The organism is Aeromonas sp. HMWF014 (assembly GCF_963878295.1).
In the GTDB taxonomy this organism is placed as follows: domain Bacteria; phylum Pseudomonadota; class Gammaproteobacteria; order Enterobacterales; family Aeromonadaceae; genus Aeromonas; species Aeromonas popoffii.
The window spans coordinates 12,626-25,539 of sequence record NZ_CAWNYS010000240.1; the positions used below are offsets into that span (position 1 = coordinate 12,626).

The following is a 12,914-nucleotide window of genomic DNA, read 5'->3' on the forward strand; positions in this document are numbered from 1 at the left end:
CAGCTGCCGATCGGTATCTCCCCTTCCGGCCCAGTCCAACCGGGTCAGGCGCCCGCCATGAACGGTCTGCCTATCCTGCCGGATCTTGTCAGCCTGCGGCCTTGGGCGCCGCTTGATGGCGGGCGTCGGGCTGCAATATCTCCTCCTCCACCCAGTGCAGCAGCTGTTTGATAGCCCGCGACAACACCTGATTCTGACGCACCACGTACCCCAAGCTGGTGCCGGGAAAATCGGTCAGACGGGCCACGGGGGCGGTGAGCTTGAGGCGCGGGTGGAGCGAGAAGTCCGGCACTATGGCCACCCCGAAGCCCGCCTCGGCCCAGTCGAGCTGGGCATCCACGCTGCCCACCTCCATGATGCGGCAAGTCGGCAGGCCTAGCAGGGGCAGCGAGGGGTCGATCAGGGCGCGAGTGCGAGTGTCGTGGCCGAGCAGGATCAGGGTCGGCTCATCAAGGGGATCGCTCTCTCCCGCCTTCGCCCGCGCCTGCCAGCGGGCCAGCCCGTGTCCCAGCGCACACCAGGTCACCTGCTGCAACTCGGTGTAGAACAGCGGTTCGCTACGCTTTTGCGCCATCACGAAGCCAAGATCCGCCTTGCCGGCCCTGACCAGCTCGGCCGCCTGATCCGAGGTGGTATTGAACAGGGTGAGATCGATGCCGGGAAAGGCCTGCTTGAAGCGCTGGAACGGCTGGATCAACAGCAGACGAGAGATGATGTCGCTGGCGGCGATGGCGAGCGTGCCCTGGCTCAGCTGGTTGAGGGCATTGAGATCGGACTGGCACAGCAGCAGCTCGTTGATGGCCCGCTCGGCGCTTTGCAGCAGTCGCTCACCGGCCTGGGTGAGCCGAAACGGGCTGCGTTCAATCAGCTTGACCCGGGTGGCCTGCTCCAGGTTCTTGAGATGCAGGCTGACGTTGGGCTGGGTCATGTGCAATTCGGTGGCGGTCTGGCCGAAGTGCTGCAGGCGGGCCAGGGTAACGAAGGTGTGCAGCCAGTGAATATCCAGCATGGGGATCCTCTTGTTTTTCCACATCTGCGCCCATGACGCGGGCCAGCGCGGCAATACGGGGCGTCTTGCCGGTAAATTCGCCACAATTATATGGTTTTCTTATTGGAATTATAAAGATAATTAATTTTTCTAATCCGCCGCAGCCTCCTAGGATGGACGCCTAACGTCTTAGGAGAAAGAGTCATGTCGTCTATCGTAGTCGTAGGTGCTAACTGGGGTGATGAAGGCAAAGGCCGCATCGTCGATTATCTGGCAGGTCAATCCGCCGCCAGCATCCGTTTTCAGGGCGGCAACAACGCCGGCCACACCGTCGTCAACGACCTGGGCACCTTCAAGCTGCACCAGTTGCCGAGCGGCGTATTCAACCCGGAGTGCCTGGTTGTCCTCGGCCCTGGCATGGTCATCAGCCCCGAGCCGCTGACCCACGAGCTGGCTGAAGTGAACGCCGCCGGCGTGACCCCGAAACTGGCCATCTCTGATCGCGCCACCTTCTGTCTGCCAATCCATGCGCTGGAAGATACCCTGGAAGAAGTCCGTCTGGGTGATGGCGCCTATGGCTCCACCCGTCAGGGCATAGCCCCGGCTTACGGTGATCGGGTCATGAAAAAAGCGATCCTGGTCGGCTGGCTGAAGCAGCCAGAGGTGCTGGTTGAGCGCCTCCAGTTCTTCCTCGACTGGAAACTGCCGCAGCTCAAAGCCCTCTACCCGAGCTTCGAGTTCAGCCAGACCGCCCAGGAAATGGCCGATTGGCTGCTGGAAGTCTCCGCCCCCTGGATCGACGCCGTCTGCAACGTCAGCGAGCCGCTCAAGGCCATCCAGGCCCAGAACGGCACCCTGCTGTTCGAAGCCCAGCTGGGCGCCGGCCGTGACCTCATCTACGGTGAGTACCCCTGGGTGACCTCTTCCCACGTTTCCGGCGCCTACGCCGGTATCGGTGGCGGCCTGCCGGCTCTGCGCCCCGAGCGCGTGATTGCCGTGGCCAAGGCGTTCAGTACCTCTGTCGGTACCGGCACCCTGATCACCGCCATGGAGAATCAGGAAGAGTTCCGCAAGTTCGCCAACGAGTTCGGTGCCACCACCGGCCGTCCCCGTGACATCGGCTACTTCGACGCCGTTGCCACCAAGCAGGGTCTGGAGATCCAGGCCGCCAACGAGATCGCCCTGACCAAGCTGGACTGCCTCTCCGGCATGCCGGATCTGAAGATCTGCGTGGCCTACGAAGGCGCCAACACCGAGAACCCCATCTGGCCGCAGACCGCCGGTCTGAAGCCGGTGTACGAGTCCATGGAAGCCTGGAGCGAAGACATCTCTCACATCCGCAAGTTCGAAGACTTGCCCAAGGCTGCCCAGCACTATGTGCTGCGCATCGAAGCTCTGCTGGGTGTGCCGGTTCCCATGGTCTCCGTCGGCCCGGGCCGCGAGCAGATGATACTGCGCTAAGCTCCCTGCGCAGCTGCCAGCAAGATGTCAAAACCGGCCTCACAGAGGCCGGTTTTTTTATGGCCACCTCACCATAAGCTGACCGCCGAGGGACGGGCGGGAACGGGCCCCATCCGCGAGAACGACACCCGGCGACAGGCGCCATACAGGGGCTTCAGCTGGAGAGTGCACACCTCTGTATGCTCTATCGCAACCTTCTGAAACAGGAAGGCGGCTCCCCACTAGCGCAGGGAATAACGCAACAAAAAGGCCTCCGCAAGGGAGGCCTTTCTTATGGCAGTGCCAGGCTGAGATGGCAATGACGGCTTACTTGACGGTCACCCGGGCAAACTTGCGCTTGCCAACCTGATAGACGGCGGTACCGGCACCTACCAGTGCCTTGCCATCTTCCAGCTTTTCGCCGTCAACCTTGACCGCGCCCTGCTTGATCATCCGCAGTGCTTCGGAGGTGGTGGCCACCAGATCGGCATCCTTGAGCAGGTTGGCAATGGCCAGCCCTTCCCCTTCCAGCGCCAGTTCGACTTCCGGCATCTCGTCCGGCATGGCGTTCTTGGAGAAGCGCTGGGTGAAATCTTCGTGGGCCGCTTCGGCTGCCGCTTCGTCGTGATAGCGGGCGATGATCTCTTTGGCCAGCCAGATCTTCACATCACGAGGATTCAGGGTGTTCGCGGCGATACCGGCCTTGAACTCTTCAATCTCGGCCAAGGGGCGAGAGGAGAGCAGCTCGTAGTAGTTCCACATCAGGGTGTCGGTGATGGACATGATCTTGCCGAACATCTCGCCCGGGGCATCGTGCACGCCTATGTAGTTGGCGGCAGACTTGGACATCTTCTTGACGCCATCCAGACCCACCAGCAGCGGCATCATCAGCACGCACTGTGCGGCCATGCCGGCATCTTTTTGCAGCTCGCGGCCCATCAGCAGGTTGAACTTCTGATCGGTACCGCCCAGCTCGACGTCCGCCTTCAGCGCGACCGAGTCATAGCCTTGCAGCAGCGGATAGAGGAATTCGTGAATCGCGATGGATTGGCCGCCGGTGTAGCGCTTTTTGAAGTCGTCGCGTTCCATCATGCGAGCCACGGTCTGCTTGGCCGCCAGCTTGATCATGCCGGTCGCGCCCAGCTCGCCCAGCCAGCTGGAGTTGTACTCGATACGGGTCTTGGCAGGATCGAGGATCTTGAACGCCTGCTCGGCATAAGTGAGGGCGTTGTGCTTGATGGCCTCTTCGGAGAGCGGCGGACGAGTGCTGTTCTTGCCGGAGGGGTCACCCACCATGGCAGTGAAATCACCGATCAACAGGATGATCTCATGGCCCAGATCCTGGAAGGTCTTCAGTTTGTTGAGGATCACGGTATGACCCAGGTGAATGTCGGGAGCCGTCGGATCCATCCCCAGCTTGATGCGCAGCGGGCGCCCTTCCTTCAACTTGGCGACAAGTTCTTCTTCAACCAGAATTTCTTCCGCTCCGCGCTTGATCTCGGCTAGCGCCACCTCGAGCTGGGACATTTTTTGACTCTCCAATCACGATTCCACAGGGCCAAACATATTACTGGAATGGCGAGCTAATTGGAAAGGCTGTAAAATCCATCCATTCTGCCCGACTTCATCTGCTTCTCATGGTTATTTGGCACGCCTTCAACGCACTTCCCCACTGGCACCGCAAGATGGTGCTGATCCTGAGCATCATGGTGATGATGCTGGCTGCCTGGCCAAGCGAACAGGCGGTCGCAACCCGGGTCGATGACAACGGCAACGATTTTGCCGCCGAGCCGCAAGCCGACGAGGGCGAGCTGCTGGCCCAGACCGAGCTGCCCGTCACCCCGCCCAAGCCCAGCTATGTCACCAAACAGGTGAAGGTGCACCGGGGCGACAACATGGGCGTCATCTTCCAGCGCCTTGGCCTCAGCACCACGGATTTGCACCTCATCGATCAGCTCGATGGCGCGGATCCCCTGCGCCGGCTCAAACCCGGCCAGGAGCTCACCTTCAAGCTCACGAAACATGGCATGCTGCACAGCCTCTATTACCCCCACAGCCTGGAGCAGGCGCTGAAAGTGAACCGCAAGGCGGATCGCTTCGTCGCCAAACCGGTCAAGCTGGAACTCGATACCCGCGAGCAGGTGGCCAAAGGCGAGATCCGCTCCAGCTTCTGGGGTGCCGCCGCCGAGGCGGGCATGACAGAAGTTCAGATCATGAACCTGGCTGCCATCTTCGGCTGGGACATCGACTTCGCTCAGGACCTGCAACCCGGGGACAGCTTTCGGGTGGTCTATCAGGAGAAGTATCAGGATGACGAGCGGGTCGCCTCCGGCGATATCCTGGCCGCCGAATTTGTCAACCAGGGCACCGCTTACCGCGCCGTGCTCAATGAAGATGGCAACTACTACACGCCGGAAGGCAAGGCGATGCGCAAAAGCTTCCTGCGCGCCCCGGTCAACTTCAAATACATCAGCTCCAACTTCAACCCGCGCCGCCTCCACCCGGTCACCGGCAAGATCCGCCCCCACAACGGCATCGACTATGTGGCTCCTGTAGGCACCCCCATCATGGCGGCGGGCTCCGGCCAAGTGGTGGCCGCCGGCCACAACCAGTTCAACGGCAACTACGTCTTCATCAAGCACGCCGGCAACTTCGTGACCAAATACCTGCATCTGTCCAAACGCACCGTCGATAAAGGGCAGCGAGTGAAACAGGGACAGACCATTGGCACCCTGGGGGGCACAGGCCGGGTGACAGGCCCGCACCTGCACTATGAGTTCGTGGTGGGCGGCATTCACAAGAACCCGCGCACCCTCACCCTGCCACAGGCTGAAACCCTGACCGGACGGGAGCTGGCCAATTTCAGGAAGCTGGCGATGCCGCAACTGGCCAAACTCGACCAACTTGACAAGCCTGAGCTGCAGCTGGCTCAGAACAAACGGGACAATCGCGGCGGCTAAGTGGCCGCCAAGGAGTGGGGAATGAAAGAGCGCTATATCGGACTGATGTCAGGCACCAGTATGGATGGGATCGATGCCGTGCTGGTGATGATCGACGGCGATGAACTGCGGGTCGAAGCGGCACTCTGCCACCCCTGGCCCACGGCCCGTGAGCTGCACGCCCTCAGCACTCCGGGCGAGAACGAAATAGACAGGATGGGCGTGGCCGACAATCTGGTGGCCCGCGAGTTTGCTACCGCCACCCACACGCTGCTCGCCAAGGCGGGGCTGACCCCTGAAGATATTCGCGCCATCGGCAGCCATGGCCAGACCATACGCCACCGCCCTCAGCTCGGCTTTACCCTGCAGATCGGCAATGCCGCCCTGTTGGCCGCACTGACCGGCATTGATGTGGTGGCCGATTTTCGCACCATGGACATGGCCCTCGGCGGTCAGGGAGCGCCGCTGGTGCCCGCTTTCCATCAGGCACTGTTTGCCAAACCCGGCGCCCTGCGGGTGGTGCTGAACCTCGGTGGCATCGCCAATATCTCGGTGCTGCCGGGCAATCCCGGTGGGGTGTATGGCTTTGATACCGGCCCTGCCAACACCCTGCTCGATGGCTGGTATCGCCGTCATCAGCCAGACGGCGGCAACTACGACGCCGGTGGTAAATGGGCCGCCAGCGGCCAGCTTATTCCTGACCTGCTTGGAAAGCTGCTGGCTCACCCCTACTTCGCCGCCGCCGCCCCCAAGAGCACCGGGCGGGAGATGTTCACCCTCGATTGGCTCGATGGCGAGCTGGCAGGCACTGCATACGCCCCCGTCGATGTGCAGCGCACCCTGCAGGCACTCACCTGCCACAGCATCGCCCGTCAGCTGCCCGCCCAGCCCGAGGCAGTCGGTACCAGCCAACCCAAAGCCGAGCTGTTTGTCTGCGGCGGCGGCGCCCATAACACCCCGCTGCTGGCGGAACTCGCCGGCCTGCTGCCCTGCTGGCACATCGCCAGTACCTTTGATCTGGGGATAGCCCCCGACTGGGCGGAGGGGGCGGCATTTGCCTGGCTGGCACAGCGCTTTATCCATCGCAAGCCGGGCAACCTGCCCGCGGTCACCGGCGCCAGTCGCCCGGCCGTGCTGGGTGCCCTCTACCTCGCCGGATAACTGACACCGGGTGCCCCCATCCCGAGCGCTTATCCAGACCCGGCCCCTTGTGCGCCTGCCGACCACTGACCCGCGTCACGCTGGCGGGCAAGCCACCATCTTGCTCCACCATCACAACCGCTCACAGGACGACTGCCCCCTTATGGCATATTTATCTCGCTATTTTGGGCGGCCAACATCATCAAAATAAGCACACAAGCGGCTATTCAAGCGCAATAATAAAATATCGCCTATGCAATGTATTGAATTATATTCCAGCCACATCTTTATTAGTCTTTGCATGACCTTGGGTTAGCATATTTTTAGCGAACTGGATAGATCCCCGAAACGATTAAAATTACATATCCATGCAAAATAAAAACGGTTATCCGCAAGATGACGCATACTTTTAACGCATCATTCACAGCGCTGCCCCATCCCCACAGAGGGATAAACCCAGTCCACACGGGCTCGCCTGCGATGCCAACCCTGTTTGAACCACCTCGGAATGGTATTCACCCTGAATTGAATAGCAAAAAAGCTATATTTTCGAGCGTTGACCTATCTCATAGAAACGAAATCCCGGTTTGCATCCCCTGATAGCCACTCATAGAATCGCCATGTCTGACATATCTACCCTGTCCCGCCCTCTCTTATCCCATTCAGCTATTGAGTGGATCACAAATAATAACCGGGGATGCCGCCGCTGGTGCAGTAGCCATGGCGCACAACAAGATGGGGTAAACCTGTATCTGAATTAACAAAAAATATTAAAAAGAGGCATATCTATGAGTGGCATCATCAAGTCGGCAAGAAATACCACCAATGCTCCGCAGGCGCTGGGGCCCTACACCCAGACGGTGGCATTCTCTCATTACAACAATATTTCCGCCCAGTTACCGGTCGCTCCCAAGACGGGCAAAATGGTAAGTGGCGATGTCAAGGTACAGGCCAGACAGTGCCTGAATAACCTCAAGGCCATCATAGAGAGCATTGGCCACGTGATGAACGATATGGTCAAAACCACCATCTTCCTGAAAGAGATGGCGGATCTGGAGGCGGTCAACGCCGTCTATCGCGAATTCTTCCCGGGTTATCTGCCGACCCGCACCACCCTCGCCGTCGCCGCCTTGCCGCAGGGTGCGCTGGTGCAGATCGATGCCATCATCTCCAACGGCGAAGGCACCTTCCCGCAAGATCCTTGCCCGCTGGTCAAACTGGCCCGCAATAGCGACAAAGCACCGCACAATCCACTCTCAACCCATACCGTCGCCTTCTCCCACTACAACAATATCGGCGCACAACTGCCGGTCGATGCCGCCTCGGGCCAGCTGGTCGCCGGTGGCATCAAGGAGCAGGCGGGTCAGTGCCTGCGCAATATCAAGGCGGTGCTGGAGAGCATAGACGTGCCGTTTGACGATATCGTCAAAGTGAATATCTACCTGACCAGCCTCGCCGATCTGGAGGCCGTCAACCAAGTCTACACCACCTTCTTCCCCGACTCCGCCATTGCCCGCGCCGTGGCCTATCTGCCGGCCCGCTCGGTGATCAGTGCCGCCGCCCTGCCAATGGGGGCGCGGGTGCAGATGGATGCGGTCATCTCCCACGGTGACGGCACTCCGCCGCAACGGGTGGAAGACCGTCACAAGCTAGTGATCTCTGCCCGCAATACCGACAAGGCACCGCAGAGCCCGCTCCATTGCCAGACCGTCGCCTTCTCCCACTACAACCATCTGTCTGCGCAGCTGCCGATTGACCCCGCCACTGGCAAGATCCTGACTGGCTGCATCAAAGAGCAGACCGCCCAGTGCCTGAGCAATATCAAGGCCATCGTCGAGAGCATCGGCCATGTGATGGACGATATCGTCAAAGTGAATATCCAGCTCGGCAACATCGCGGATCTGGATGCGGTCAACGCCGTCTACACCCAATACTTCCCGGGCTACCTGCCCGCCCGCACCGTATTTGGGGTGGGCGAACTGCCCGCCGGTGCGCTGGTGCAAATGGATGCCGTGCTCTCCAATGCGGAAAGTACCCCGCCGCAAGCATAAGGTTTGCTGTGTATAATAAAAAGACACCGGCTTAGGCCGGTGTCTTTTTATCTAATTTTCAGGGGCATTGCTTTTAATATCATCATATTAGTGAATACACTATCCAACCTGGCAATGCATCCATTTAGTTTTGCGAACGTCCAATGACGCTTCGCCAAGCTAACCTACGAGCCATCAGTGTTCGCTAAAGGTAGTGCTTAAGTTCTACTTCCCGTGTCTTGAACATCTGATAATCAACGACTGTGCGTCCCTTGGCTGCGGTGAACCACTGTACACCGACTTCATCTGAATATCTAAACTCCAATCTAAATTCATATTTACTACTGACAAACAAAGCAATACATGCACCGATCAAAAATGCAACCACAGGGAGAACTGACGTTATTACCTGACCATGTTCATCCGTCGGGACAATGATAAACAATACGCTTGAGGCAATGAAACCGATGATGAACATATTGAGCAGTTTATCTTTCCACGAGAGCGTCCTGACTTGCACATCAGATATTTTATCAAAGTCATAACTGTCTTTGTTGACCCGCAGTTTTTTTGCTGATGGATCGATATAAATAGAACAAGACATAGGAAAACTCCATCTTGATGACACATCAAATGACATTTTTATAATTAAAGATTATTCACCCGGGAACTGATCCTGCTCCCTCCGAATATCCTTGTGAGCTGATGCCATCACCCAGAGACGATGCGGCAAGAATGTGATTGCTGGCTTGGTTTATACCATGACGACCCGCTGAAACAGCAGGTCGTCAATCGAGAGCTGGGAGTAGCAGCAGCAAGGAGGGTATCATATGGCGCCACGAATAACAGCAAATGAAAAAGAAAAAGCGAGGTCGATAAACACATCACTCTGGCAGCATCAAAGGCCATAAAAAACGCCCCCCATCTTGCGATGGAGGGCGTTTTATCGTTCCGGCTATTGGGCCACGCTGACCCAAGGTTCAGGAACTACAAGGGCTATTACAGGGACTCTGCGGTCGCAACCACGTTTTCCACGGTAAAGCCGAATTCCTTAAACAGCAGCTCAGCCGGTGCAGACTCACCGAAGGTGGTCATACCGATGATCTTGCCGCCAAAGCCCACGTACTTGTACCAGTAGTCGGCGATGCCCGCTTCGATGGCCACGCGCTTGGTGACGGAGGACGGCAGCACGGACTCTTTGTACTCGGCAGACTGGGCATCGAACACGTCGGTCGCCGGCAGGGAGACCACGCGCACGGCACGGCCCTTGGCAGTCAGCTGCTCATAGGCGGCAACGGCCAGCTCCACTTCAGAACCGGTGGCGATCAGGATGAGTTCCGGCTTGCCAGCGCAATCCTTCAGCACATAACCACCCTTGGCGGTATCGGCCAACTGCTGGGCGCTGCGGTCCATCTGGGCCAGGTTCTGACGAGAGAAGATCAGTGCAGTCGGGCCGTCGGTACGCTCGATGGCGTGCTTCCAGGCGATGGCGGATTCAACCTGGTCACACGGGCGCCAGGTGCTCATGTTCGGGGTCAGACGCAGGGACGCGATCTGCTCAACCGGTTGGTGAGTCGGGCCATCTTCACCCAGACCGATAGAGTCGTGGGTGTAAACGAAGATGGCACGCTGCTTCATCAGCGCGGCCATGCGCAGGGCGTTACGAGCGTACTCCATGAACATCAGGAAGGTGGCGCCGTAGGGGATGAAACCACCGTGCAGGGCGATACCGTTCATGATGGCGGACATGCCGAACTCGCGTACACCGTAGTGGATGTAGTTGCCGGAGGCATCGTCGTTGGTCAGGGACTTGGAGCCGGACCACATGGTCAGGTTGGACGGTGCGAGATCCGCAGAACCGCCCATGAACTCCGGCAGCAGCTTACCGAACGCTTCCAGAGAGTTCTGGGACGCTTTACGGGTCGCGATCTTGGCCGGGTTGGCTTGCAGAGTTTCGATGATCTTGGCGGATTCGGTAGCCCAGTTGGCCGGCAGATCACCTGCGGTACGGCGCTTGAATTCGGCAGCCAGGGTCGGGTGAGCGGCTTCATAGGCGGCGAACTTGGCAGCCCAGTCGGCTTCCAGCGCAGTGCCCTTCTCCTGACCGTTCCACTCGGCAGCGATGTCGGCCGGGATAACGAACGGTGCGTGGTCCCACTTCAGGAAAGCGCGAGCTGCGGCGATCTCGTCGTTGCCCAGCGGTGAGCCGTGGCAGTCGTGAGAACCGGACTTGTTCGGGGAACCGTAGCCGATGATGGTGCGGCAGCAGATCAGGGTCGGCTTGCCAGTCTCGGCCTTGGCGGCTTCGATGGCGGCATTGATGGCTTCCGGGCTGTGACCGTCAACCGCCGGGATAACGTGCCAGCCGTAGGCTTCGAAACGCTTGGGGGTGTCGTCGGTGAACCAGCCTTCAACGTGACCGTCGATGGAGATACCGTTGTCATCCCAGAACGCAATCAGTTTGCCAAGTTGCAGGGTACCTGCCAGGGAGCACGCTTCGTGGGAGATGCCTTCCATCAGGCAGCCGTCGCCCATAAAGGCGTAGGTGTAGTGGTCAACGATGTCGTGACCCGGCTGGTTGAACTGCTCGGCCATGGCCTTCTCGGCGATCGCCATGCCCACGGCATTGGTGATGCCCTGACCCAGCGGACCTGTGGTGGTTTCCACGCCCGGTGCATAGCCGTACTCGGGGTGACCCGGGGTGCGAGAGTGCAGTTGGCGGAAGTTTTTCAGGTCGTCGATGGAGAGGTCATAACCGGAGAGGTGCAGCAGGGAGTACAACAGCATGGAGCCGTGGCCGTTGGAGAGAATGAAACGGTCGCGGTCGGCCCACTTGGGGTTGTTCGGGTTATGTCTGAGGTGGCTACGCCACAGCACTTCGGCGATATCTGCCATTCCCATGGGGGCGCCCGGGTGACCGGAGTTGGCTTTTTGAACGGCATCCATACTCAATGCGCGAATGGCATTGGCAAGCTCTTTACGAGAAGGCATCTGTATCTCCTGCGATTGCTTCATTTGATGGCCAAGATTAAGGCGCGTTATTGTCCCAGCAGGGGGCGTGCGGTGCAAATATTATCTGGGCGAATAAAGTGGCTTTGGGAGCTCAATCGCTTTTCTGACCGGGGCAAACGATTGAGTTGTAAACGGCTCGCCCCCCAAATGGGGTAAAGCACGTATCTTGTTCGGCCAGCGCGCGGCAAAACCAAAATAGTGCTGGCAATCGAAGGGAGCGCTAACTAAAATGGACGTCCAGATGTAGATACCTCTACAATCATCCTATCATCACCCGGTTATTGCTGTGGCGATAACCCCAGACAAGCTGAGAATCCCATCATGGCAAAGCTGTTTACTTCCGAGTCGGTCTCCGAAGGCCATCCCGACAAGATTGCGGACCAGATCTCCGATGCGGTACTGGATGCCATCCTCAAGCAAGATACCAAGGCCCGTGTAGCCTGCGAGACCCTGGTCAAGACCGGTATGGTCATGGTGGCCGGTGAAGTAACCACCTCTGCCTGGGTTGATATCGAAGAGATAGTGCGTGATACCGTACGTGAAATCGGCTACACCCACTCCGACATGGGCTTCGACGCTGACTCTTGCGCCGTGCTGAACGCCATCGGCAAACAGTCCCCCGATATCAACCAGGGCGTTGACCGCCGCGATCCGCTGGAGCAGGGCGCCGGTGACCAGGGCCTGATGTTCGGCTACGCCACCAACGAAACCGACGTGCTGATGCCCGCCCCCATCACCTACTCTCACCTGCTGGTGAAGCGTCAGGCTGAAGTGCGCAAAAACGGCACCCTGCCGTGGCTGCGTCCGGATGCCAAGAGCCAGCTGACCTTCGCCTACGACGACGCAGGCAAGATCCTGGGTGTGGATGCCGTAGTGCTCTCTACCCAGCACAGCGAATCCATCAGCCACAAAGATCTGGTTGAAGCGGTGCGCGAAGAGATCATCAAACCGGTGTTGCCGGCCGAGTGGGTCACCAAGGACACCAAATACTTCATCAACCCGACCGGCCGTTTCGTTATCGGCGGCCCCATGGGTGATTGCGGTCTGACCGGTCGCAAGATCATCGTTGACACCTACGGCGGCATGGCCCGTCACGGTGGTGGCGCCTTCTCCGGTAAGGATCCGTCCAAGGTTGACCGCTCCGCTGCCTACGCTGCCCGCTACGTTGCCAAGAACATAGTCGCTGCCGGTCTGGCCGATCGTTGTGAAATCCAGATCTCCTACGCCATCGGAGTGGCCGAGCCGACCTCCATCAGCGTCGAAACCTTCGGTACTGCCAAGGTCGCCGAGGAACTGCTGGTCAAGCTGGTGCGCGAGCACTTCGAACTGCGTCCGTATGGCCTGATCGAGATGCTGGATCTGAAG

9 protein-coding genes are annotated in these 12,914 nt (G+C 59.0%); 5 read left to right on the forward strand and 4 right to left on the reverse strand.

The window, feature by feature from the left end; translation table 11 throughout:
• Nucleotides 1-88: 88 nt before the first annotated feature.
• Nucleotides 89-1,009 (reverse strand): LysR family transcriptional regulator, encoded by a 921-nt coding sequence (locus tag AAC083_RS09680; protein WP_042037490.1) that lies wholly within the window; start codon nucleotides 1,007-1,009, stop codon nucleotides 89-91.
• A gap of 183 nt (nucleotides 1,010-1,192) precedes the next feature.
• On the opposite strand from AAC083_RS09680, the gene AAC083_RS09685 reads away from it, so the two are divergent.
• The gene (locus AAC083_RS09685) at nucleotides 1,193-2,449 is read left to right on the forward strand and encodes an adenylosuccinate synthetase (RefSeq protein ID WP_108536470.1); all 1,257 of its coding nucleotides are present in this window, start codon (nucleotides 1,193-1,195) and stop codon (nucleotides 2,447-2,449) included.
• Nucleotides 2,450-2,755: 306 nt separating this feature from the next.
• On the opposite strand, the gene tyrS is transcribed toward AAC083_RS09685, so the two are convergent.
• Complete coding sequence (tyrS, locus tag AAC083_RS09690; RefSeq protein ID WP_108536471.1) at nucleotides 2,756-3,955, reverse strand: tyrosine--tRNA ligase; 1,200 nt, start codon at nucleotides 3,953-3,955, stop codon at nucleotides 2,756-2,758.
• 110 nt (nucleotides 3,956-4,065) lie between these two features.
• Here tyrS and AAC083_RS09695 point away from each other — a divergent pair, with 110 nt between their 5' ends.
• The 3 genes from AAC083_RS09695 (at nucleotide 4,066) to AAC083_RS09705 (ending at nucleotide 8,558) form a co-directional block, all read left to right on the forward strand.
• Nucleotides 4,066-5,388 (forward strand): peptidoglycan DD-metalloendopeptidase family protein, encoded by a 1,323-nt coding sequence (locus AAC083_RS09695; RefSeq protein ID WP_108536472.1) that lies wholly within the window; start codon nucleotides 4,066-4,068, stop codon nucleotides 5,386-5,388.
• 21 nt (nucleotides 5,389-5,409) lie between these two features.
• Nucleotides 5,410-6,528, forward strand: coding sequence for an anhydro-N-acetylmuramic acid kinase (locus AAC083_RS09700; RefSeq protein ID WP_108536473.1), 1,119 nt, complete (start codon nucleotides 5,410-5,412; stop codon nucleotides 6,526-6,528).
• 767 nt (nucleotides 6,529-7,295) lie between these two features.
• Nucleotides 7,296-8,558: a RidA family protein gene (locus tag AAC083_RS09705; RefSeq protein WP_108536474.1), complete on the forward strand. Its 1,263-nt coding sequence runs from the start codon at nucleotides 7,296-7,298 to the stop codon at nucleotides 8,556-8,558.
• A gap of 184 nt (nucleotides 8,559-8,742) precedes the next feature.
• On the opposite strand, the gene AAC083_RS09710 is transcribed toward AAC083_RS09705, so the two are convergent.
• Both AAC083_RS09710 and tkt read right to left on the reverse strand, forming a co-directional pair.
• Complete coding sequence (locus AAC083_RS09710) at nucleotides 8,743-9,141, reverse strand: hypothetical protein (protein ID WP_108536475.1); 399 nt, start codon at nucleotides 9,139-9,141, stop codon at nucleotides 8,743-8,745.
• 395 nt (nucleotides 9,142-9,536) lie between these two features.
• Nucleotides 9,537-11,528 carry a transketolase gene (gene tkt, locus AAC083_RS09715; RefSeq protein WP_108536476.1) on the reverse strand — a complete coding sequence of 664 codons (1,992 nt, stop codon included), beginning with the start codon at nucleotides 11,526-11,528 and terminating at the stop codon, nucleotides 9,537-9,539.
• A gap of 342 nt (nucleotides 11,529-11,870) precedes the next feature.
• Here tkt and metK point away from each other — a divergent pair.
• On the forward strand, nucleotides 11,871-12,914 hold a 1,044-nt coding region (metK, locus tag AAC083_RS09720; protein ID WP_108536477.1), incomplete at its 3' end, for a methionine adenosyltransferase.

What these genes read in the sequence shown, in the direction of transcription:
- AAC083_RS09700 (WP_108536473.1), top strand. Translation starts at nt 5,410, where the DNA reads ATGAAAGAGCGCTATATCGGACTGATGTCAGGCACCAGTATGGATGGG.
- tkt (WP_108536476.1), bottom strand. Translation starts at nt 11,528, where the DNA reads ATGCCTTCTCGTAAAGAGCTTGCCAATGCCATTCGCGCATTGAGTATG.
- tyrS (WP_108536471.1), bottom strand. Translation starts at nt 3,955, where the DNA reads ATGTCCCAGCTCGAGGTGGCGCTAGCCGAGATCAAGCGCGGAGCGGAA.
- AAC083_RS09680 (WP_042037490.1), bottom strand. Translation starts at nt 1,009, where the DNA reads ATGCTGGATATTCACTGGCTGCACACCTTCGTTACCCTGGCCCGCCTG.
- AAC083_RS09710 (WP_108536475.1), bottom strand. Translation starts at nt 9,141, where the DNA reads ATGTCTTGTTCTATTTATATCGATCCATCAGCAAAAAAACTGCGGGTC.
- AAC083_RS09705 (WP_108536474.1), top strand. Translation starts at nt 7,296, where the DNA reads ATGAGTGGCATCATCAAGTCGGCAAGAAATACCACCAATGCTCCGCAG.
- AAC083_RS09685 (WP_108536470.1), top strand. Translation starts at nt 1,193, where the DNA reads ATGTCGTCTATCGTAGTCGTAGGTGCTAACTGGGGTGATGAAGGCAAA.
- AAC083_RS09695 (WP_108536472.1), top strand. Translation starts at nt 4,066, where the DNA reads ATGGTTATTTGGCACGCCTTCAACGCACTTCCCCACTGGCACCGCAAG.